The sequence below is a fragment of the Devosia sp. genome (genome assembly GCF_028290645.1).
Lineage (GTDB): Bacteria > Pseudomonadota > Alphaproteobacteria > Rhizobiales > Devosiaceae > Devosia_A.
On record NZ_JAQGJL010000393.1, the window covers coordinates 1 to 20,094 of the forward strand.

Sequence of the window (20,094 nt, forward strand, 5' to 3'; positions counted from 1 at the left end):
GTTCGCCCGATCTCGAGAGGCGAAGGCGGCATGAGCATGGCAACCACCATCGCCGCGGACCGTCGACTGCTCGAACGCCCGCGCTACAAGCTGACGCCGGTCAGCGTACTGCTGGTTCTCGTGATCATCGTCGCGGCGGTGATCGCGGCGTTTCCGCTGGCCTGGATGATCCTCACCAGCCTCAAGACGCCGCAGGAGACAATGCAGGTGCCACCGGTGTGGCTGCCGGGTGCGCCGAGCCTCGATGCGTTCACGCAGGTGGCCGAGGTGGTGAGCCTTGGGCGGTCGTTCCTCAATTCGGCGATCATCGCGCTGGTGACGACTGCGGCGATCAACGTGACGAGCCTGATGGCGGGCTATGCCTTCGCCAAGTACCAGTTCCGCTACAAGGAGCCGCTGTTCGCGCTGCTGATCGCGACGATGTTCCTGCCGCCGATCGTGACGCTGATCCCGCTCTACCGGATCACCGGATATCTGGGCCTGAACGCCAGCCTTGCCGGGGTGATCGTGCCGAACCTTGCCAATGCGTTCGGGATTTTCCTGATGCGGCAGTTCATCAAGGGGGTGCCGGACGAGCTGATCGAAGCCGCCCGCGTGGATGGGGCCTCGGAGCTGCGGGTGCTGTTCCAGATCGTGGCGCCGGCGGTAATGCCGGCGATCGCGGCGCTGACGCTGTTCGCCTTTGTCTATCACTGGAATAGCTATCTGTGGCCGCTGACGGTGCTGCAGGGCAACGCCGAGCAGTACCCCATCGTCATCTCGCTCTCGCGGCTGTTGAGCTACAACCGCGGCGCGATGAACACCGGGCTGGTGATGGCTGGCGCGACGCTGGCAGTGCTGCCGCCGGTGCTGTTGTTCGTGATCCTGCAGCGGTTCTTCGTCGACTCGGTGGTTTCGTCGGGGGTGAAGGGATGAGCGACACGATCCTGGCCGTCGACCTCGGGGGTACGCGATTCCGCGCGGGTGTTGCCGATGTGGGCGACCCTGCCGCGGTCGGACCGGTGGGCGAATGGGCGGCGCCGCAGACGTTGCCTGCGTTCATGGAATTGCTGCAGCTGCAACTGGCCGAGCATGGGGCGACGCGGCTGGGGCTCGGGATACCGGGCCTTGCGGAGGGCTCGGTGTGCCGGTGGGTGCCGAACCTTGGCTATCTCGATGGTCTGGACTTGGCGGCGCGGTTGCCGGGGGTTTCGATCGGGTTGGGCAATGATGCTCAGCTGGCGCTGCTGGCCGAGGCGAAGGCCGGGGCGGCGGCCGGGCTGGGCGACGCGATCTTGCTGGCGATCGGGACCGGGATCGGGTCGGCGGTGCTGGCCGGTGGGCGCATCGTTGCCGGCAGCCGTGGCGGGGCGTGCTCGTTCGGCTGGGCGGTCGCGGACGTGGACGACCCGGGCGAGGATCGCAGCGGTTGGCTGGAGCGGATGGCCTCGGGGCGGGCGCTGGATGCGGCAGCCAGGCGTGTCGGACTCGATAGCGGTTCGGCACTGGTTACTGAGGCAAGAAATGGCGACGACGCGGCGTTGGCGGCGCTGCTGCCTTCGATGCAGGCATTGGGGGCGGCCCTCGCAGGGGCGGTAGCGCTGCTTGATCCCGAGGCGATCATCCTGGCGGGCGGCGTTGCGGCTTCGGTGGATGTCTTGAAACCGCTCATTCTTCCTGCGCTGAGGCGGCAGCTGCCGCCGCATCTCAGGGATATCGACATACGACCCGGGCATTTCGGGCCAAAGGCCGGCCTCGTTGGTGCGGCGTTGGCGGGCGCCTATGGGCCAAACTGGAGGAATGGGCATGGCTGAACCGACAGGCCTGCTGAAGCCCGACAGGCGCCGGCCCGAACCGCTGTGGCACCAGGCCGAGATGGCGCTGCGCACGTTGATCGAGCAGGGCGAATGGAGGTCGGGCTCGCAGATTCCAAACGAGGATCGGCTCGGCGAGATGCTGGGCATTTCGCGCATCACGCTGAGACATGCGTTGCGCAACCTCGAGGAGGCGGGGTTGCTGCGGCGCGAGCATGGCCGCGGGACGTTCGTGCGCTCGGCGACGGTGGTGGCTGGCGTGCGCGGGCTCACCAGCTTCACCGATGAAATGAGGACGCTGGCGCTGGCAGCGGGGACGAGGCTCATCGAGGCGCACCGGGTTGCAGCCAACGAAGAGATGGCCGACGCGCTGGAGATCGCGAAGGGCGATCCGGTTGTGCAACTGCGCCGGCTCCGGCTCGGCAACGGCATGCCGATCGGCATCCAGACCAGCCACCTGCCCGAGGTGCGGGTGCCGGGGCTGTTCGAGGACGCGGCGAACGTGCAGTCGCTCTACGGCTGGCTGAAAGAGCACTGCGGCATCCACCCGGTGAAAGCCAAGGAAGTCTATCGCGTCGGCCGGGTGGCCGAGACCGATGCCGAGATGATCCAGCTCACGGCGGGCACGCCGGCCTTCGAGGTCGAACGTATCGCCTACGATTCGAGAGGGCCGTTCGAATACGCCCTCTCCACCATGCGCGCGGACCGCTACGAGATCCGCTCCACCCTCTACGTGTGACGCTTTGTTCTGAAAGGCAAACCTATGTCCACTCTGTATATCAGCAAGCTGCTGAAGATCGCCGAAGCTACCGCCGGGGCGAATGCCGACGCCTTCGACAAGGCCTCGTCCGCCGTGGCGGAAACCTTGGCCAACAACGGCCTCGTGCACCTTTACGGGTCGGGCCACTCGGTGCTGCCGGTGCAGGAAACCTATCCGCGCTACGGCTCCTATGTGGGCTTCAATCCGCTGACCGATCCGCGCGTCATGTGGCACAACATCCTCGGTGCCGGCGGTGTGCGCGAGTTGCTGTGGCTCGAGCGTACCGAGAACTATGCCGAGAAGTTCCTCGATCACCAGCCACTGAACGCCGGCGACACCATCATCATTTTCGGCCACTCGGGCAGCAACGCCTCGGGCATCGATACTGCGCTCTACGCCAAGAAACGCGGACTGACGGTGGTTGCCATCACCGCCAAGTCCAACGCGTCGAAGCCGGCGACCCACAGCTCGGGCAAGCGCCTGCCGCATGCAGCCGACATCGTCATCGACACCGGCTCGCCGGTCGAGGACGCGATCGTCGACATCAAGGGCTGGAGCCGTCCAGTGGCCGGCTCGTCGACGGTGCTGGCGATGATGATGATGCATGAGCTGCTGGCCGAGAGTGCCCAGAAGCTGGCCGATCGGGGCATCGAGCTGCCGGTGTTTGCGTCGCCGACCATTCCGGGCGTAACGCTGCACGACACCGACATCATCTACGGCGTCTATCGGGAACGCATGCTCGAGGCGCAGCAGAAGCACCTGCCGCAGTTCAAGAAATCCATGGCCGCCGAAGGCTGATGGACAGTCCCGGGCGCGAGCCCATCCTGGCGCCCGGGACATCTTCGATATGACCCAGACACTTACCGCCTATACCGGCGCCCCCATGCTCGACGGCGAGGCGTGGCATGATGATGCTTGGAGCTTCCGCCCGTGGCGGGCATCTGTTGTGCCGAAACGGCAGGTTCGGCGTTGGACGGTGAGTGGAAACCGAAGTGCCGGAACCTCAACCCGTCACCGTTGCTTGTTTGCCCCTCCGAGCAGCGGACGGCCCGCTGTGGCCGCGGGCGTCCGCTGCGCCAGCTAGGATTTCCCGAAAGAAAAGGCCCCGGCTCCCATGAGGACACCGGGGCCTCCGTCAGGCCTGATTATGGTGTCGGGCTCTTCGAATTGCTTGTGATGACATCGACAACCGTCATGTCCGGTGTCGAGCCGCAAGCGGTGACGATTGCCTGAGGCTCTACTCCCAGACCTACCAACTGGGCGAGTTTTGAAGGAGCGGCGGCAGGGGTTGCAGTGTTGGCGGCCATGGCGTTGTCCGCCGGCGGGGTAGTGGCGGTGGTTGCAGCGGGGGCGGTTGCCGTGGTTCCGCTCGTCGTTGCGCTACCCGCACCCTGCCCCTGAGCCAACCCTCGCTGATAGCCGGCAATATAGATGACCAGGTCGTGCGACTCGTCCACCGACAGGCCGGCGAGGTCACTGCACTTGAGGGTACTGGCATCGCTCGCTGCCGGCGTCTGAGCCATGGCGACCGGTGTGAAGAGAGCCGCAGCGACCATGAGGGCTGACGGCGCCAAAAGTAACTTGCTCATAAGCTTCTCCTCTGTTGCGGGTAGCCGCGTTCTCTGCGCGGATTTCCGGACAACCTAGTTGAAGCAGCAGTGTTCCCATCCGGAACGATTTTTCACGAGGCGCTAGGCCAGCAGCTACGCGCGCAGCTCCGATCCGACCCCCACCAGGGCCTTCGTCGCCGACGTTGTAGGCAGCTGGGTTCGCCAGCGGGTCGTGCGGTGCTTGTTGGTGTGCACCGTGATCGAATGTTGCCGCCCACCCCGAGTTCGTCAGTGGTTTGCTCATAACCAGCTGACGAACAATGGATATGGCCTTGCGATTTGTGGGGGGCTCGCCGCAGGAGGCAGCAGCATGGTATCTGCGAATTGTCTCGCTTGCCCGCTGTCAGATCGAGCTCAGTAGTTGGGAACGATCGGGGGGCCATAGTTGGGCGTGGGGACAGCTGGCTGCGCTCCGAAGAGCAACGATCCGTTGACCCAGCCGACCGAGTTCTGACCCTGGTTTACACGGCAATAGGTCGCGTTGTCGGTGCACTGCTGGACGGCGTAGGCGCCGCCTTCGATCGGCTGGTCCACCGCCACCGAGTCGTCGACCGGGCTGTTGGCGACCGCAAGACCGCCACTGGGCACGACCTCGCCGGCGGCGATGGCCGAAAGCGGCGTCAGCAAGAGGATCGCCGCTGCAGCGGCGAGTGAGATCCGAGAAAGCGCGGGGTGGGGGTAGGTCATGACTGGTCTCCAAGACTTGCCTGGCAATACGTGGCGCCGGCGAACCTGGATGTAGTTGCTGTTGGGGGGCTCCAGCCACTATGCGGGCGTAGCCGCCAGTAGAATGTGTGTGTGTGGGCAGTATACCTTGGTGTGGCCCGTTGCTTCGGCGATGCGGACCCCAGGGCGCGCCGCTGGCTAGCGCTTGCACAGGTCGCAGGCCCGAACGCCAGTCCCGCCGGGCAAAAAGCCCCGGTCGCGGTGCCTAGGGATCGGTGTCACAAACCCACGTATGAGCCTCACAGACCTACGCACCAATACTGCGAACGTACGTAGGATTGAGAGATTAGTGGCCTCCCGACTACCTTTGGATGAACAGAAACGGAGCGTCAGGCGACGGTCCGATATCGGTGGGAGAGCATCGTGCCTCCCGCGTCACCCCTCTGGTAGAGGAGAGTAAAATGCAAGACTGGCACGACGACATTCGGGACCTTTCGATCGAGAAACCTGCGGCGCATCCGCTCAAGGATTTGACCCCTGCAGAGTTCCAGGCCCTCGGCGGCGATGACCTCGTCTATGTCCGCCAGATCAGCGGCGCCCAGCTGGCCCAGCTGCTGGGCGATCCGGATTTCGACGAGGAGGAACAGTACCAGCTGGTCGTCTCCGCCGACTGCAGGCCGCTACTCGTGGCTGATAGCGCCGCTGAGGCGCAGGAATGGCTGGCGGAACAGCGCCACGCCGTGGTGTCGCTGCACTGACCTGCGTGGGCCTGCCCCTGACAGGTGCCGAACAAGGTTCCCTACCTCGATCGGCGCCAGGGGCACAACCACTGCGCACTTGGGCACGCCACGGTGCGTTACCGGTGGGTATCTCGTGAATGAAACGTAATGTTCCTTTCCGCATGGTAAGTTTCGGCGCTGGCATGGAATTGCGAGAGTCCAGCTGCATACCAGGAGACGAGCTTCAGATGAGTTTCATTCCCCGCGTGAGCGAGCTGACTCGCGAACGGATTTCGCGCGAGTTCGACGACCTCGGCCCGGTGAGCTGTCTCGCCTGGGTGAGGCGGACGCTGAAGGCGGAGAATCCCGAGGTGCTCGACATGATGTCGAAATGCGCGCGGGACGTCGGCAACTCCGAACGGATCATGGTCGGCTTCGCTATGTTCTACCGGCTGCTCGTCGCCGAGGCGCTGGCCTTCGACAAGACACTCGGCAACCTGCTTCTGCCCCGCGTCAGCGCGGAAACCCGCGCGATTATTGTCGGGGAAATCGAGGAGCACAGCGCCGATGGCTTCACCCTTGCCGCCTGCGATCAATTGCAGGAGGACAATCCGGAGCTGCTTCACATGGCCGACGGGTTCGCGTCTCGCTACCCCGCCTATCTGGCCATCATGCAGGGGTTCTGCCTCGTATATCGCTCGATTGCGCTGCAATCGACGCTTGAGCGCAGGTCATTCCACTAGCCTCGCCCGTTCGAGGGCCTCCGCCAGATCTCGCTCCGCGTAGGGCTTGTGCAGGATTCTGGACGCGTCGAGCGTCCCGAGCGCGTCCACGTTGCTGTTGCCAGTGACGAGCACGACGGGCAATTCCGGAAAGACGTCATGGATCGAGCGCGCGAGATCAACGCCGTTGATGTCGGGCATCGTGTAGTCGGCGAGGACGAGATCCACCTTGGTGCGATCGGTGAGCAGTGCCAGCGCTTCAGCGCCGCTGCTGGCCGGAACGGTCGAGTATCCCAGGAAATCCAGCATTCTCAGCGTCGAGGTGAGGACGGCCCTATCGTCATCCACGACGAGGACAGTCGAGTGGTTCGCCGCCTTTGGCGACGCGTCCGCGTCGGTGTGAGGGCTTTCCAACGCACCCTCGGTCTCGGGCGCGCGCGGGAGGTAGATCGTCAACGAGGTCCCCTTTCCCAGCTGCGTCGCTATCTGCACGCCGCCGCCCGATTGCTTGGCGACCCCGAAGACCTGGGCCAGCCCCAGTCCCGAGCCTTTTCCGGGCGGCTTGGTGGTGAAGAACGGCTCGAAGACTCGCGGCAGCACGTCGTCCGCTATCCCGGCGCCGGTATCCCTGACGGTGAGGGCCACGTAGTCCCCTGGCGCCGGCTCCTCGAGCCGGCTCGGCTCGCGCTCGATCACCGTGTTGGAGGTCTCGAGGGTGAGCGTGCCCTGGGCCTGCATGGCGTCGCGCGCATTGATCGCCAGGTTGAGGATGATCAGCTCGATCTGGGTCGGATCGACCAGAGCCGGCCACAGGTGGGGATCCAGGGCAGTCTCGACGTGAACGGCGTCGCCAAGGGTTACACCGAGCAGATCAAGCATTCCCTCGATCTTGTCGTTGAGGGTAACGGCCTGGGGCTCGAGGCGCTGTTTGCGCGAGAATGCCATCAACTGCGCGGTAAGCTTGGTGCCGCGCTCGGCGGCGGCGAGGATCAGGTCGACGCCCTCCTTGTCATCGGGACGCTTCACCGTGCGCGAGAGAAGCCGCGCATTGGTGAGCACGACAGTCAGCAGATTGTTGAAGTCATGTGCTACGCCCGAGGTGATCTGCCCGATCGCATCGAGCCGTTGCAGCTGCTGGACCTTCGCCTCGGCAACCTCGCGCTGTTCGATCTGGGCGCGCAACTGCCGGTTGACCGCGTCGAACTCCTGCGTCCGGGCCTCGACGCGGCGCTCGAGAATGGCCTCGAGGCGCTTCTGGTCGGTCACGTTGATGGCAACGCCGTAGAAGGACACCGCCTTGCCGTTCTCGAAAATGGTCTGACCGCGCGTCGCCACCCAGCGCTCGATGCCGTCGCCGATGCCGATGACCCGATATTCGACGTCATAGGCGCCATCGCCGGAGGGGTCGGTGCTGTGGCGGATGGCGGCCTCGATGCGTCCGACGTCGTCCGGGTGCACTGCCCTCAGCCACAAATCGTAATCGACCTCGGCATTGGGCTGCAGCCCCCACATCGCCTTCACCGTCTCGTCCCACCGCAACTCGTGGGTCTGCGGGTCCCACTCGTAAAGCCCCAGTTTCACGAGATCGACGGCGGCCTGCAGCCGGGCCTCGCTCTCGACCAGCCGGCCCCGCGCCCGTTTTTCGGCCTCGATATCCTGCAGGATCGATACGGCGCCGGAGGGAGCAGCGCCGCACTGACCCTTGGGCGGTTGACGATCTTGGGACGGCGTCGCATCGCCCGACGAGCCGCCCAGCGGTCCGCCACGCAGCACTAGCCGTCCTTCACGATCGACCAGGGCGGCGGCGGCGGGGACCTGGTCCAGGATGACCCTCATCTGCGCGTCATTCTTGCGACGCCGCTCGTCGGCTAGGCGAAAGCCGATCACGTCCGCCGCCTGCCGGGCAAACAGGCCGGTCAGACGCAGGTCGCGCTCCGTGGGGCGGTACGGCTGGCGAAAACGGGTCGACAATATGCCGATCGGCTTGCCGCTGTTGCGATCGTATAGGGGTGTCGACTGGAGGCCGCGAGATCCTGTCGAGGCGGCGATGCTGTGATGGGGTTCGAACGTGGGATCGACGGTTGCGTCTTCAATGACGATGTGGTGTCCCGACCGAAGGGCCAGCCCCCAGGCCGAGCCATCGCCCGCGTCTATGGTCTTGAAGTGGCCGAGAAAGGCCGGATCGAGGCCGCGATGCGCCACGATGGTGAGCGTCGCGGCTGCTTCGTCGTAGAGCTGGATGTCGCCGAAATCGGCCTGCTGCAACTCCATGATTGCATCGAGGACTTCCATGAGAACGGATCGGAGATCGGATGTCTCGGTCATAGCTCGGGTCCAAACCAAGAGCCCCACCCCGACATCACCTTAGGCGCGTTGCCACGTACGGCGATAGTGGGTTCTGCGCACGTCCCCTCCCTAGGCAAACCAACCTCCGGGGCTACGTCACGGATCGCTTGTAGCGATCGGACTACGTGTTGCCGCGCCCCGGAGTAAGGGCTTGCCCTTAACGCAGTTTCCCGCAATGGGCTCTTGCCGGTGGTTCCCGGATGGTCGCTTTTGCCGGACCAGAAAAGTCCTCATGTCAAATCCGGAGGCCACCATGCATTCATCAGCCCAACTCAGCGCGAATACATCAACATTGCCACCAAAATACTCATTACCAACTCCACCTCTGGCGTTACAATCTTATGCCAACATCAAGCGCTGGCCGCGCGATCAGGATATCGTCTACCAGGACGAATGGGCTGAAGACCTGTACTGCGTCATATCCGGGGCGGCCCGACAGTGTATCGTTCGGCCCGATGGCCGGCGGCAGATTGTCGATATACTGCTGCCCGGCGACTTCTTCGGCTTCACGCCCTCGAGCACGCACCGCTTCGCCGTCCAGGCGGTGGTCGAGGACACCATCGTCGCCAGCTACTCTAGACGGCGGATCGAAGAAATGGCTGACAATGATCCGCAGGTCGCGAGAGAATTCCGTCAGCGGCTATACATGACGATCTCCCGGCTGCAGGAACATCTGCTCGTCGTCGGCACGATGCGGGCGCCCGAGAAGGTGCGGGCATTCCTCGCCCATCTGTCCGAGCGCATTCCGGACCTTCGCAATGACGGCATGGTCCTGCCCGTTTCCCGCTACGACATCGCCGATCAACTGGGGCTTTCAGTCGAGACCGTCTGTCGCGCGATGACCGAATTGAAGACCTCCGGAGCCATTCATCTGGGCGGTCCGCGCAAGGTGCAGATCACAGCGCAGCACTAGCTTTCGTCAGGCGGAGGAGGACCGTCACTCCCAAGCTCGGCAATCACGGCCAGACGAATAGCCTGCGCCACGTTCTTGAAACCAAGCCGCCGGAGCATCCGCGCCCGGTGCACTTCCACAGTCCTCACACTGATGCCGAGGTCGAACGCAATGACCTTCTGCGTCTCTCCGCGGGCGAGGGCAATGAGCACCTGCCTCTCGCGCGTGGACAGGGCCTCCATCCGGGAGACGGCATCTTCGATGGTGTCTCTCTGGTTCTCGCCGTCGAGCTGCGGGGCGGCCGGCGGGTATGCCATTTGGATCGCGTCCAGCAGATCCTCTTCCCCAAACGGCTTCTCGAGAAACCCGGCCGCACCAAGCTGAGTGGCCTGCAGTATCCTGTCGGCATCTGTTTCGCCGGTCATGACGATGGCCGGCAGCTCGACGTGGCGACGGCGAAGCTCCTCGAGCAGCGACAATCCATCGATGTCGGGCATCAGCATGTCGATCAGGATGCAGCCGGGCTCCATCGCCTGGCCGTGGGCAAGCAGTGCAGTGGCGGAGGGGTAGAGGGCGACTCTGTATCCGGCGGATTTCAACAACCGGCCAATCGATCGCAGGACGCCCGGATCGTCGTCTACGACGTGGACGAGCCGATCCGTCATTGCAGTCGCCTGGGCGGCCGCGGGGCCAGGGTGAACCGGAACACGGTGCCGCCGCCCTCCCCGGGGCCGAATGTAAGGTCGCCCCCGTTGGCCTGAACCATGGACCTCGAGATCGCCAGGCCGAGCCCCATTCCGTGCCCCTTGGTGGTGACATACGGCACGAACAACCGGTCGGCCACGTCCTCAGTCAGGCCGGGCCCGCTATCGGCTACCGCGACCTCGATCATGTCGTCGGGCGTGCGCGTCACCTCGATGGTCAATTCCCGCCTTACGCTGTCCGCCATTGCCTCGATGGCGTTGCGGACCAGATTCACGATCACCTGCTGCACCTGGATGCGATCGACGTAGACGTGCGAGACATCCGGATCGTAGTGCACCGCCACCCGAACGCCCAGTGCGCTGGCGCCGACCATGGCCAGGCCGACCGCGTCGTCCAGTATCGCCGCCACATCCTCGAGGCGCGGCGTCGACTTGCCGTGTCCGATGAATCCGCGCAGCCGGCGCAGTATGGTGCTGGCCCGACGGATCTGATCCGCCGCCTCCCCGACAAGCTCGAGCGTCTCGGCCGGGGGCCGCTCGGAGGCGACGGTGCGGCGGATGGCGCCCAGCGAATTGGCAGCGGCGGTCAGGGGCTGGCTAAGCTCATGGGCGATATTCACGGCCATCTCTCCCGCCGCCCCGATCCGCATGGCCTGATAGAGTTCCAGTTGTACCTCGCGGCCGATGGCGTCAGCTCGCCCCCGTTCGGACGCCTCGGCAAGCAGCCTTTCCCGCACGTCCGCGAGCTCGGATGTCAGCAGAGCAAGCCGTTCGGCAAGGTCCTCGTTGGTACGGCGAAGCTGCAGCTGCGATCGCTCGATCCCGCTGACGCTGCGGCAGATGGTGGCGATGTTCCTCGGGTGTTCGGTGCGCGGGTGGTCGATGGTGAAGACATCGGCGAACACCGGGATATCGGCTCCGCTCTGCATGTGACGCAGACGAAACTCCCCGCTCCAGTGCCCGCTGCGCTTCGCCACGGGCAGGACGCTTTTCTTGACAAGGTCCCGGTCCGCCTCGGCGATGAAGTCGAGGACATGACGACCGTCCAGCTGGTCGGCAGTTCCCAGCCCCACGAGCAGCCGGCCCGCCGCGTTCAGGTAGTCCGTGCTTCCCTCCAGATTGGCAATGCCGATGAACTCGGAAGAGCCATTGACCGTGGCCCGGTAGCGCGTCCCCGCGTCCTCGGCCCGTCTCCGCCAGAGTGCCGTACTGAACTGATCGGCCGCAACATCCAGCAACAGGCGCTGCGAGGCGCTCGGAAATTCCGCGGCCTCCGAACCGATGACGATTCTCCCCCAACGGCTACCGATGTCCGCCGAGGCGATGGTCAGCGTGCCCGACCCAAATGGATTGGCAGTCTTCCCGTGGCCAACGTTTCGCTGCGCCAGCCATGACCCGAGGCTGCGACGAAGCGTGGGTATGATGCCGCCGGCGGGGCCGAGCCTCGTTTGTGCAGTCTCAGCGTTCAACTCGCCCTCGGCATCCGTCAGCCGAACGTAGACAAGCTCGCCGTCGAGCATCGAGATCAGCGCAGCCCCGAGGCTGTCGCACATCTCGGAAATGGTCATGTCCGCCCACAGCGCGGGCAAGCTCGAGAGCGCTATGAGGTCGCGAATACACAGCCGGAGTACGGAAGGATCAGAGAGGTCTTCAAGCCATGCATGGGGTTGCGACCGCTTCATTCTGATGACCGCTGCCTTCAGTGCGGCCCCGGTGCGCGCCTCATCTGAAATACCCCGCACACACAGCGTCGGCAGGGTATCGGAGGCCCGCTACTACGATAGTTCGTCCGTGGCTCATGCGACCGCTCCAATATGCGCTGCTTGGGCGACCCGCCACGAAGCGTCGCTGGGTTACTACGCCAGTAATTGCTCAATTATCCTTTGGATACGGTACTCCTAAGCCCGCGACGGAGCATCAACTTTGTTTATCCTTGAGGGTCATGGCGAGGCTGAAGATCACGAGCAACTCACTAAATGATGACTGTCAATGAGTTGGATCGGTCGTAGTCTATCCTCACGATGTTGCGACCGCGGTCGCAACCCCTCGGAGGCGCAATGAAATGACGCCCGAAGAAGATCCAGACCCCATCGTCGAGACTGCAGTAGTCCGCGAAGCGGCTGGAATCCTGCACACCAAGGAGGCGCTGGAGAAGGCAATCGACGCGCTCCTCGGGGCGGGTTTCCAACGCGCCGACATCGACATCATGGGCGATATCGAATCCGTCCGGTCACGCCTCGGTACGGTGTTCGTGCCGATCGAGGAACTGCCAGATATTCCGGGCGTCCCGCGACGGGCGCTCATAACGCGTGACGATCAGGAGATGACCACCATCGGAGCGTTCCAGACGCTCTTCTCGGTGGGCGCCTTCGCCACCGCGATGACAGTGGTCGCGACGGGCGGCGGCTTTGCGCTGGCGCTTGTCGCCGCGGCCGCGACCGGGGCCCTGACCGGTACGCTAGGCGCGTCCGCGGCAAGGATCATCGGCAACCGGCAGGCCAGGGAGATCGAAGCGGACCTCAAGGCCGGCGGTATCGTGCTCTGGGTGCGCACTCGCGGCCCCGAACAGGAGGCGCACGCCCAGGAGATCTTGCGCAGCTGCGGCGCCGACGGCGTGCGCGTGCATGACATAGAGATCGACAAGCGCCTCGCCGACGTTCCGCTCTCCGATTTCCAGCCCGACCCCCTGCTGGAGCGCGAGCACCCCCCGATCCATTGACGACCGTCAACGCGTCCGCCTTGCTTTGCCCCTCCAGATGCGGTGATCCCGCGTTGGCTCACCCGCCCTCGCGTAGCCGGCTTAGGAGGCGGAGATGGCATCGAAAGCAATCGGTATTGACCTGGGCACCACCAATAGCTGCGTCGCCATCATGGAAGGCGGGCAGGCCAAGGTGATCGAGAACGAAGAAGGGCAACGGACGACGCCCTCCTATGTCGCCTTCGCCAAGGATGGCCAGGTTCTGGTGGGGTGGCCGGCCAAGCGCCAGGCCGTGACCAATCCCGAGAACACCATTTTCGCGATCAAGCGGCTGATCGGCCGGCGCTATGACGACCCGATGGTCGAAAAGGACAAGGGACTGGTGCCCTACAAGATCGTCGCGGGTCCGAACGGCGATGCGTGGGTGGAGTGCCAGGGCAAGAGGTACAGCCCGAGCCAGATCAGTTCGTTCATCCTGACCAAGATGAAGGAAACGGCGGAGCGCTATCTGGGCACCAAGGTGACCCAGGCGGTGATCACCGTGCCCGCCTATTTCAACGATTCTCAACGGCAGGCCACCAAGGACGCGGGGACGGTGGCGGGCCTCGAGGTTCTGCGTATCATCAACGAGCCTACCGCCGCCGCCCTGGCTTACGGGCTCGAGAAGCAGGGGCACGGCGAAGTCGCGGTCTATGATCTCGGTGGCGGCACGTTCGACGTCTCGATCCTCGACATCGGCGACGGCGTGTTCGAGGTACGCTCCACCAATGGCGACACCTTTCTCGGCGGCGAGGATTTCGACCAGCGCCTCGTCGACTACCTGGCCGAAGAGTTCCGGAAGGACCAGGGCATCGACCTGAGGCAGGACCGGCTGGCGCTGCAGCGGCTGAAGGACGCGGCCGAGAAGGCGAAGATCGAGCTGTCGACAACGCTCGAGACTACCGTCAGCCTGCCCTTCATCACTGCGGACGCCTCGGGGCCGAAGCATCTCGACATCAAGGTCCGGCGCGCCAAGCTCGAGGAGCTGGTGGACGACCTGATCAAGCGCACCGTTCCGCCCTGCCAGGCGGCGCTCAAGGACGCGAACCTCAAGCCGGAGGACCTCGAAGAGGTGGTTCTGGTCGGCGGGCAGACGCGCATGCCCAAGGTTCAGGAGACAGTGAAAGAGCTGTTCAAGAAAGAGCCGCACAAGGGCGTCAACCCGGACGAGGTGGTCGCCGTCGGCGCCGCCATCCAGGCGGGCGTGCTGCAGGGCGATGTGTCCAACGTGCTGCTGCTCGACGTGACGCCCCTGTCGCTCGGGATTGAGACGCTGGGTGGTGTGTTCACCAAGCTGATCGATCGCAACACGACGGTGCCGACCAAGAAGAGCCAGACGTTCTCGACCGCCGAGGACAACCAGAACGCCGTGACCATCCGGGTCTTCCAGGGTGAGCGGGAAATGGCGGCCGACAACAAGCTGCTGGGTCAGTTCGACCTCGTCGGCATCCCCCCTGCCCCGCGCGGCGTACCCCAGATCGAGGTCACGTTCGACATCGACGCCAATGGCATCGTCAATGTCTCGGCCAGGGACAAGCAGTCCGGCAAGGAGCAGCAGATCAAGATCGAGAGTTCCGGCGGACTTTCGCAGCAGGATATCGACCGGATGGTCAGGGAGGCCGAGCAGAATGCCGAAGCGGACAAGGCGCGAAGGGCGCTGATCGAAGCCAAGAACCAGGGCGACGCGCAAATCGCCGCCGCCCAACGCGCCCTCAACGAAGCCGGACCCAATGCCCCTGCCCCGCAGAAGCAGGCGGTGGAGACGGCGCTCGAAGCGCTACGGAAGGCGGTCGAGGGCGACAACAAGGCCGACATCGAGAGCAAGACTTCGGTATTGGCAAGCGCGACGCAGCAATTGCAGGCCGCGGCGCGGACCGGTGCCCCCGGCAACGGGCATGACCAGAGCAGTCCTGGCGATGCGGCAGGCGATGACGACAACGTCATCGACGCCGAGTTCGAGGACGTCGACGATGGTTCTGCGCACAAGCGCGCCTCATAGCGGTCAGGATGCGGTTTATGTCCAAGCATGACCTCGAACACGCCAAGGGCGGGCATTCGCACTCCGATTCATCGCCACGCCATGGCAATGGGTCGGAACGCGACGCGGTGGAGGCCGACGCGGAGATACACGCCCGGCTGGCAGCGAGCGAGAAGGAGCTGGCCGAGACCAAGGACCGGTTGCTGCGCGTGATGGCGGACCAGGACAATGCCCGCAAGCTGGGTCAACGCGAGCGTGAGGAGGCCGTGCGCTATGCGGCATCCCGGCTTGCCGGCGACCTGCTCGACTCCCTCGACAACCTGCGGCGGGCCGTGGACAGCACCCCGCCGGACGAGGCAGTCGACCAGTTGCTGTCAGGCGTGGTGGCGACCGAGCGCAACCTTCTGGCCGCGCTGGGCAAGCATGGCATCAGGAAGCTCGAGCCGATTGGCGAGCCGTTCGACCCGCGATTCCATGAGGCGGTCTATCAGCGAGCCGATCCAAACTTCGACAACGGCGCGGTTATCGAAGTGATCCAGCCGGGATATGTCATCCACGACCGGCTGTTGCGGCCGGCGAGGGTGGGCGTCGCGAACAACGAGAACATCGCGCCGCTCAACGACTGACGCGCCGGACGACCGGCTCGGGCCGGGCGGGTTGCCCGGCGCTGACGCGGCTGAGCGCCAGGCGAACGCCGTAGAGTTGGTCGAGCAGATCGAGGATGATGGCCGTGCCCTCGGCATTGACCCCAAAATCCTCCCCCAGCTCCCTGATCAGCCGTCCCCGGGCGATGTCGACCTCCGAGTAGCGCGGCGCACCGTCCTGGATCACCGGCAACAGCCAGCCTTCGGACATCCAGAGTTCGAGGACATTCTTGTCGATCCTCAGTTCAACGCAAAGTTGCTGGGCGGTCAGCATCTAGGCCACCAGTTTCTGGCGCGGCTGATGGGCCTTGCCGGCGGGCCAGTCGGCGACGAAAGTCTCGAGCGCCGGATCAGGCTTGTCCGGCAACATCACCGCCAGCTTGGCATAGGCATCGCCGCGCGAGCCATCGCGCCGGGGCACACCCTTGCCGCGCAGCCGCAGCACCTTGCCGCTGCTCGACCATTTCGGCACCGTCGCCATGACCGTTCCGGTCGGCGTCGGCACGCGGATCTTGCCGCCGAGGACCGCCTCGGTGAGCGAGATGGGCAGGTCGAATCTGATGTCGTCGCCGTCGCGGGTGAACAGTCGGTGCGGGCGCACGCCGATCTCGATCAGGGCGTCGCCGGCCGGCCCGTCACCGGCACCGGGTTGTCCCTTGCCGCGCAGGCGGAGCACCTGGCCGTCGCGGGTACCGGGCGGGATGTTGATGTCGATGCTCGAGCCGTCCGACAGCACCACCTGGCGCGTCGCGCCGTTGACGGCATCGAGGAAGTCGACCTCGAGGCGATAGCGGATGTCGGCGCCGCGTGTCCGGAAGCCGCGTGCGCCCCTGCCGAACAGGTTGGCGAAGATGTCATCGCTGTCGCCGAAGTCGGCGAAACCGGCGCTGGAGCGATAGGCGTTGGCCCCTGCATCCGCCCCCGCAAAGTCCCGGTAGTATCGCCGCTGTGGCGCTTCCTGGCCGGCGGCATCGATTTCGCCGGCGTCGAAGCGCTTGCGCTTTTCCGGATCGCCCACGAGTTCGTAGGCGGCGTTGAGTTCCTTGAACTTCTGTTCGGCGGCCGCATCCCCCGGGTTGAGATCGGGATGCAGTTTCTTGGCCTGCTGGCGGTAGACCCGCTGGATTTCCTTCTGCGAGGCGTCGCGCTTGACGCCGATCACGTCGTACGGGTTGTCTGCCATCGCCAGCTCCTCAACTTGAGATGGAGGAGGTTAAGCTTCCTGGCCGTCAGGGAATTGACGGGCGTCAAGGACCGCCCCTGCGCAGGCCGTCAAGCTGATCCCGAGGCGCTGATCGGCGCCAGAATCACTCGGGAGAATGCAATGCTCAGTCCCTATCAAGCCCCCACGCGTCGTGGGAATCCCTTCGCGCAGATGCGCCAGGTCCAATCCGATCTCAGCCGCGCCATCGGTGGCCTCCGGTTCGCTCCGGCCATCCCCGAGTATCCCGTGATGAATGTCTGGGCCAATGCCGAGGGCGCCGTGCTGACTGCCGAAGTGCCAGGGGTCGAGCCGGACGCCCTCGACATCGCCGTACACCAGGACACCGTCACGCTGCGCGGCACCCGCGAGCCCGAGCCGCTCGCGGAGGGCGACGTGGTCCATCGCGCCGAGCGCACCACGGGAGCCTTCGCCCGCAGCTTCACCCTCCCCTTCCGCCTCGATCCGGAATCCGTCAAGGCGAGCTTCAGGCAAGGCGTGCTGACGCTCGAGCTCCCGCGGCCGGAAGCCGAACGGCCCCGCCGCATCAAGGTCCAGAGAGCTTGAGGAGGACGAAATGGCAGAGTTCACCGATAACGGCCAGGACACCATGTCCGGCGACGCGGAGTCCATGCGTACCGGCCCGTCCCTGCTGCCGCCAACCGACATCATCGAGCGGCAGGACGCCTTCCTGATGGTGCTCGACGTGCCCGGGGCCGACCCGGACACCCTCGACGTCTCGTTCGACCAGGGCATCCTCAGCATCTCGGCACAATCGGTATCGACCGCCCCCGAGGGCTATGCCCCGATCTATGCCGAATATCGCGACGGGACCTTCGAGCGGAAGTTCATCGTCTCGGACCGGATCGACGGCAACAATATCGATGCCGTGCTCAGGGATGGCGTCCTGCGCGTGACGCTACCCAAGCAGGTGCCCTCACCCGCCAAGAAGATTTCGGTCAAGCTGAACTGAGGAGGATGACATGGGCATACGCGATCTTGTTCCCTTCGGGCAGCGCGGCTCCCGCACCAACGTACCGTCAACACGCACGGATCGCGAGAGCGATCCGGTCATGGCGCTGCAGGCCGATGTCGACCGGGCGTTCGACGAGTTCTGGAACTTCGTCTCCTTCCCCCTCTCGAACCAGATGTCGCGCAACGCCATCGGCCGCTTCTTCGACGATGAAGCAGGGCGTGGGTTCAATATCGATGTCCGCGACACCGGCAAGGAGATCGACGTTGTCGCCGAGTTGCCCGGTTTCAGCGAGGACGACATAGAGGTGAGCGTCGGGCCGGACAGCGTCACAATCCGAGCCCAACGGGAGGAAAAGCGCAAGGAGCGCGACGGCAGCGCGATTGTGCGGGAACGCAGTTTTGGCATGCTCGAGCGGACCATCGCACTCCCGCCGGGCGCGGAACCCGACGAGGCAACGGCTCGCTTCAAGAACGGCGTCCTAACTGTCGCCATTCCGAAGTCGGCTGATGCGCAATCCCGGCAAAGGAAGATCAGCGTTCGGCACGACTGAGCATCCCGGCACTCGCACCCCCGCCCCGCGGCTCCTCCGCGGGGCATTTTTTGCGACACGAAAGTGACGGCGATCATTGCCGCTCCGGGCCGAAATTCTAGAGTTTCCAGGCCACTTACGCGGCGACAACCCTCAACTTATCTGGAGTTACGAACTATGCGAACCGACAGCGACATCAGGCGCGACATAGAGGCCGAGCTCACATGGGATCCGGACATCGATGCAACCGACATCGCCGTCTCGGTGAAGGAGGGCGTTGCGACACTGGCCGGCTTCGTGCGCAGCTATACGCAGAAATGGGAAGCGGAACGGATCGCCAAGCGGGTCGCCGGGGTGCGCGCCGTGGCCAACGATATCGAGGTCCGCCTGCCCACCGGCATGGATCGGCCTGACCCCGATATCGCGCGCGATGCGGTCGCCAAGCTGAAGGCCGAGCTGCCCTATTCCTCCGATCTGATCAAGATGGTGGTGAAGAATGGTTGGCTCACTCTCGAGGGAGACGTGGAGTGGGAGTACCAGCGCAGCCGGGCAGAGGCCGCCGTGCGCCGGGTCCAGGGTATTAAGGGTGTCTCCAATCTCATCACCCTGAAGCCGAAGCTCCAGCCGGTCGAGATCAAGACCAAGATCCAGGAAGCGCTGCGGCGCCATGCCGAACTGGATGCCCAGCGGATCACCGTGGATGTCAACGGCTCGGAGGTGACCTTGCGGGGCACCGTGAAGTCCTGGGCCGAGAAGGAAGAGGCGGAACGTGCCGCCTGGCGGGCGCCGGGCGTCACTACGGTGAACAACCTGATCGCCGTCGACTGGGCCTGATCGTGGCCGGCGGTGAGGACGACCCCGACCCGGTGACGCTCGCGAGCGAGGATTCCTTCCCCGCGAGCGACCCGCCGGGGTGGATTCCGGTCGCCGCCGGCTCGACTGCCGGGGAGCAGTTCGTAACCAAGGGGGTGTTCATCCGCATCGCGGCCCAGCGGGGCCGCGATGTCGAAGCCCAGCACCTGCTCTTGCGGGCTATCGAGATCGCCAACCAGGAGCACGAGACCACCTCCTGGTTCGCCCTGCGCCTGAATCGCAGGCAGTTCGGCATCTTTGCTGCCTTCCCCGACGAGGCGGCACGCGATCTCGACCTGAACGGGGAAGTCGCCGGGAGGTTGTTGCGGGCGGTGGGAGATTGTCTCGCTCGGCCGCCTTCCATCGAGTTGTGCGACGTGCTGGTGGCCAAGCTGCCTTAGCCGGCCCCGTGGCGACCACAAGGAAACTGACGCTCATCAAGGCTGCCTCGGGCCGCACCGCTAGGCTGCTCTTCGACACCGGACACAAGGGTTTTGGAAGATGGAAGACCAGTCGCTCAGGGATCAGGTCGAAGCCGCGCTCGCGGGTATTCCGGAGCTCCGTGGCCTCAACATCGCGGTAGCCGAGAGCGGCGGTGTGATCACGTTCACCGGGTTCGTCGAGAGTTTCACCCAGAGATGGCTGGCCGAAGATATGGCCAAGCGGATTCCGGGTGTCGCCAGCATCGCCAACGACCTTGAAGTTCGCCTCCCGGCCATCGACGAGCGGCCGGATCCAAGCATCGCCCAGGACATCGTTGTGGTGCTCGATCACGAGATGCCTGAGATCGCCGATCGCATCAAGGTGACGGTCGAAAATGGCTGGGTGACGCTCGAGGGACAGGTTCCCACCCAATCGCAGCGCGAGCGGGTGGCCGAAAATGCCGGCCGGGCGCGCGGCGTCCGGGGGATCACCAATGACTTGGTCGTGAAACCTACGGCCGGCGCCGCGATGCTGCAGAGGAA

Annotated in this window: 23 protein-coding genes; 16 read left to right on the top strand and 7 right to left on the bottom strand. The window is 64.8% G+C overall.

What is annotated here, in order from left to right:
- Positions 1–9: 9 nt before the first annotated feature.
- The 4 genes from JWQ89_RS20845 to JWQ89_RS20860 are packed head-to-tail and all read left to right on the top strand — an operon-like array spanning position 10 to position 3,351.
- The gene (locus JWQ89_RS20845; RefSeq protein WP_299644332.1) at positions 10–915 is read left to right on the top strand and encodes a carbohydrate ABC transporter permease; all 906 of its coding nucleotides are present in this window, start codon (positions 10–12) and stop codon (positions 913–915) included.
- Complete coding sequence (locus tag JWQ89_RS20850) at positions 912–1,793, top strand: ROK family protein (protein ID WP_299644286.1); 882 nt, start codon at positions 912–914, stop codon at positions 1,791–1,793. Before JWQ89_RS20845 ends, JWQ89_RS20850 begins: the two co-directional genes overlap by 4 nt.
- Positions 1,786–2,532 (top strand): GntR family transcriptional regulator, encoded by a 747-nt coding sequence (locus tag JWQ89_RS20855; protein WP_299644288.1) that lies wholly within the window; start codon positions 1,786–1,788, stop codon positions 2,530–2,532. The genes JWQ89_RS20850 and JWQ89_RS20855 overlap by 8 nt, the downstream gene beginning before the upstream one ends.
- A gap of 24 nt (positions 2,533–2,556) precedes the next feature.
- Positions 2,557–3,351, top strand: coding sequence for a sugar isomerase domain-containing protein (locus JWQ89_RS20860; RefSeq protein ID WP_299644292.1), 795 nt, complete (start codon positions 2,557–2,559; stop codon positions 3,349–3,351).
- Between the two features lie 347 nt (positions 3,352–3,698).
- On the opposite strand, the gene JWQ89_RS20865 is transcribed toward JWQ89_RS20860, so the two are convergent.
- Positions 3,699–4,142, bottom strand: coding sequence for a hypothetical protein (locus JWQ89_RS20865; RefSeq protein ID WP_299644293.1), 444 nt, complete (start codon positions 4,140–4,142; stop codon positions 3,699–3,701).
- A 375-nt stretch (positions 4,143–4,517) separates the two neighbouring features.
- Positions 4,518–4,850 carry a hypothetical protein gene (locus tag JWQ89_RS20870; RefSeq protein WP_299644295.1) on the bottom strand — a complete coding sequence of 111 codons (333 nt, stop codon included), beginning with the start codon at positions 4,848–4,850 and terminating at the stop codon, positions 4,518–4,520.
- 440 nt (positions 4,851–5,290) lie between these two features.
- Here JWQ89_RS20870 and JWQ89_RS20875 point away from each other — a divergent pair, with 440 nt between their 5' ends.
- Positions 5,291–5,587 (top strand): DUF1150 family protein, encoded by a 297-nt coding sequence (locus tag JWQ89_RS20875; protein ID WP_299644297.1) that lies wholly within the window; start codon positions 5,291–5,293, stop codon positions 5,585–5,587.
- Positions 5,588–5,796: 209 nt separating this feature from the next.
- The gene (locus JWQ89_RS20880; RefSeq protein WP_299644300.1) at positions 5,797–6,291 is read left to right on the top strand and encodes a hypothetical protein; all 495 of its coding nucleotides are present in this window, start codon (positions 5,797–5,799) and stop codon (positions 6,289–6,291) included.
- Here the strand turns inward: JWQ89_RS20880 and JWQ89_RS20885 are convergent.
- Positions 6,280–8,595: an ATP-binding protein gene (locus tag JWQ89_RS20885; RefSeq protein ID WP_299644301.1), complete on the bottom strand. Its 2,316-nt coding sequence runs from the start codon at positions 8,593–8,595 to the stop codon at positions 6,280–6,282. The two genes, JWQ89_RS20880 and JWQ89_RS20885, sit on opposite strands and share 12 nt — an antisense overlap.
- Positions 8,596–8,869: 274 nt before the next feature.
- Here JWQ89_RS20885 and JWQ89_RS20890 point away from each other — a divergent pair, with 274 nt between their 5' ends.
- The gene (locus tag JWQ89_RS20890) at positions 8,870–9,529 is read left to right on the top strand and encodes a cyclic nucleotide-binding domain-containing protein (protein ID WP_299644303.1); all 660 of its coding nucleotides are present in this window, start codon (positions 8,870–8,872) and stop codon (positions 9,527–9,529) included.
- Here the strand turns inward: JWQ89_RS20890 and JWQ89_RS20895 are convergent.
- The gene (locus JWQ89_RS20895; RefSeq protein ID WP_299644305.1) at positions 9,526–10,173 is read right to left on the bottom strand and encodes a response regulator; all 648 of its coding nucleotides are present in this window, start codon (positions 10,171–10,173) and stop codon (positions 9,526–9,528) included. The two genes, JWQ89_RS20890 and JWQ89_RS20895, sit on opposite strands and share 4 nt — an antisense overlap.
- A complete protein-coding gene (locus JWQ89_RS20900) occupies positions 10,170–11,780 on the bottom strand; it encodes an ATP-binding protein (protein WP_299644307.1) in 1,611 nt (536 codons plus the stop codon). The genes JWQ89_RS20895 and JWQ89_RS20900 overlap by 4 nt, the downstream gene beginning before the upstream one ends.
- Positions 11,781–12,274: 494 nt before the next feature.
- Between JWQ89_RS20900 and JWQ89_RS20905 the strand changes: the two genes are divergently transcribed.
- The 3 genes from JWQ89_RS20905 to grpE all read left to right on the top strand — a co-directional run bounded on the left by JWQ89_RS20905 (position 12,275) and on the right by grpE (position 15,553).
- Entirely contained in the window at positions 12,275–12,931 is a 657-nt protein-coding gene (locus tag JWQ89_RS20905) for a hypothetical protein (protein WP_299644310.1), read from the top strand.
- 94 nt (positions 12,932–13,025) lie between these two features.
- The gene (gene dnaK, locus JWQ89_RS20910) at positions 13,026–14,948 is read left to right on the top strand and encodes a molecular chaperone DnaK (RefSeq protein WP_299644312.1); all 1,923 of its coding nucleotides are present in this window, start codon (positions 13,026–13,028) and stop codon (positions 14,946–14,948) included.
- Positions 14,949–14,965: 17 nt separating this feature from the next.
- Complete coding sequence (gene grpE, locus JWQ89_RS20915) at positions 14,966–15,553, top strand: nucleotide exchange factor GrpE (protein ID WP_299644315.1); 588 nt, start codon at positions 14,966–14,968, stop codon at positions 15,551–15,553.
- On the opposite strand, the gene JWQ89_RS20920 is transcribed toward grpE, so the two are convergent.
- Both JWQ89_RS20920 and JWQ89_RS20925 read right to left on the bottom strand, forming a co-directional pair.
- Entirely contained in the window at positions 15,543–15,845 is a 303-nt protein-coding gene (locus JWQ89_RS20920) for a chaperone modulator CbpM (protein ID WP_299644316.1), read from the bottom strand. The genes grpE and JWQ89_RS20920 overlap by 11 nt on opposite strands.
- The gene (locus JWQ89_RS20925) at positions 15,846–16,754 is read right to left on the bottom strand and encodes a J domain-containing protein (protein WP_299644318.1); all 909 of its coding nucleotides are present in this window, start codon (positions 16,752–16,754) and stop codon (positions 15,846–15,848) included.
- Positions 16,755–16,946: 192 nt separating this feature from the next.
- Between JWQ89_RS20925 and JWQ89_RS20930 the strand changes: the two genes are divergently transcribed.
- The 6 genes from JWQ89_RS20930 to JWQ89_RS20955 all read left to right on the top strand — a co-directional run.
- A complete protein-coding gene (locus tag JWQ89_RS20930; RefSeq protein WP_299644319.1) occupies positions 16,947–17,339 on the top strand; it encodes an Hsp20/alpha crystallin family protein in 393 nt (130 codons plus the stop codon).
- 10 nt (positions 17,340–17,349) lie between these two features.
- Complete coding sequence (locus JWQ89_RS20935) at positions 17,350–17,745, top strand: Hsp20/alpha crystallin family protein (RefSeq protein WP_299644321.1); 396 nt, start codon at positions 17,350–17,352, stop codon at positions 17,743–17,745.
- Between the two features lie 100 nt (positions 17,746–17,845).
- Entirely contained in the window at positions 17,846–18,298 is a 453-nt protein-coding gene (locus JWQ89_RS20940; RefSeq protein ID WP_299644324.1) for an Hsp20/alpha crystallin family protein, read from the top strand.
- 156 nt (positions 18,299–18,454) lie between these two features.
- Entirely contained in the window at positions 18,455–19,111 is a 657-nt protein-coding gene (locus JWQ89_RS20945; protein WP_299644326.1) for a BON domain-containing protein, read from the top strand.
- Between the two features lie 2 nt (positions 19,112–19,113).
- Positions 19,114–19,530, top strand: a complete 417-nt coding sequence (locus JWQ89_RS20950) for an antibiotic biosynthesis monooxygenase (RefSeq protein WP_299644329.1) — start codon at positions 19,114–19,116, stop codon at positions 19,528–19,530.
- Positions 19,531–19,630: 100 nt separating this feature from the next.
- Positions 19,631–20,094, top strand: a 464-nt coding sequence (locus tag JWQ89_RS20955; RefSeq protein ID WP_299644331.1) for a BON domain-containing protein, incomplete at its 3' end; no start/stop codon positions are given.

What these genes read in the sequence shown, in the direction of transcription:
- JWQ89_RS20850 (WP_299644286.1), top strand. Translation starts at nt 912, where the DNA reads ATGAGCGACACGATCCTGGCCGTCGACCTCGGGGGTACGCGATTCCGC.
- JWQ89_RS20855 (WP_299644288.1), top strand. Translation starts at nt 1,786, where the DNA reads ATGGCTGAACCGACAGGCCTGCTGAAGCCCGACAGGCGCCGGCCCGAA.
- JWQ89_RS20860 (WP_299644292.1), top strand. Translation starts at nt 2,557, where the DNA reads ATGTCCACTCTGTATATCAGCAAGCTGCTGAAGATCGCCGAAGCTACC.
- JWQ89_RS20865 (WP_299644293.1), bottom strand. Translation starts at nt 4,142, where the DNA reads ATGAGCAAGTTACTTTTGGCGCCGTCAGCCCTCATGGTCGCTGCGGCT.
- JWQ89_RS20870 (WP_299644295.1), bottom strand. Translation starts at nt 4,850, where the DNA reads ATGACCTACCCCCACCCCGCGCTTTCTCGGATCTCACTCGCCGCTGCA.
- JWQ89_RS20875 (WP_299644297.1), top strand. Translation starts at nt 5,291, where the DNA reads ATGCAAGACTGGCACGACGACATTCGGGACCTTTCGATCGAGAAACCT.
- JWQ89_RS20880 (WP_299644300.1), top strand. Translation starts at nt 5,797, where the DNA reads ATGAGTTTCATTCCCCGCGTGAGCGAGCTGACTCGCGAACGGATTTCG.
- JWQ89_RS20885 (WP_299644301.1), bottom strand. Translation starts at nt 8,595, where the DNA reads ATGACCGAGACATCCGATCTCCGATCCGTTCTCATGGAAGTCCTCGAT.
- JWQ89_RS20890 (WP_299644303.1), top strand. Translation starts at nt 8,870, where the DNA reads ATGCATTCATCAGCCCAACTCAGCGCGAATACATCAACATTGCCACCA.
- JWQ89_RS20895 (WP_299644305.1), bottom strand. Translation starts at nt 10,173, where the DNA reads ATGACGGATCGGCTCGTCCACGTCGTAGACGACGATCCGGGCGTCCTG.
- JWQ89_RS20900 (WP_299644307.1), bottom strand. Translation starts at nt 11,780, where the DNA reads ATGACCATTTCCGAGATGTGCGACAGCCTCGGGGCTGCGCTGATCTCG.
- JWQ89_RS20905 (WP_299644310.1), top strand. Translation starts at nt 12,275, where the DNA reads ATGACGCCCGAAGAAGATCCAGACCCCATCGTCGAGACTGCAGTAGTC.
- dnaK (WP_299644312.1), top strand. Translation starts at nt 13,026, where the DNA reads ATGGCATCGAAAGCAATCGGTATTGACCTGGGCACCACCAATAGCTGC.
- grpE (WP_299644315.1), top strand. Translation starts at nt 14,966, where the DNA reads ATGTCCAAGCATGACCTCGAACACGCCAAGGGCGGGCATTCGCACTCC.
- JWQ89_RS20920 (WP_299644316.1), bottom strand. Translation starts at nt 15,845, where the DNA reads ATGCTGACCGCCCAGCAACTTTGCGTTGAACTGAGGATCGACAAGAAT.
- JWQ89_RS20925 (WP_299644318.1), bottom strand. Translation starts at nt 16,754, where the DNA reads ATGGCAGACAACCCGTACGACGTGATCGGCGTCAAGCGCGACGCCTCG.
- JWQ89_RS20930 (WP_299644319.1), top strand. Translation starts at nt 16,947, where the DNA reads ATGCGCCAGGTCCAATCCGATCTCAGCCGCGCCATCGGTGGCCTCCGG.
- JWQ89_RS20935 (WP_299644321.1), top strand. Translation starts at nt 17,350, where the DNA reads ATGGCAGAGTTCACCGATAACGGCCAGGACACCATGTCCGGCGACGCG.
- JWQ89_RS20940 (WP_299644324.1), top strand. Translation starts at nt 17,846, where the DNA reads ATGGCGCTGCAGGCCGATGTCGACCGGGCGTTCGACGAGTTCTGGAAC.
- JWQ89_RS20945 (WP_299644326.1), top strand. Translation starts at nt 18,455, where the DNA reads ATGCGAACCGACAGCGACATCAGGCGCGACATAGAGGCCGAGCTCACA.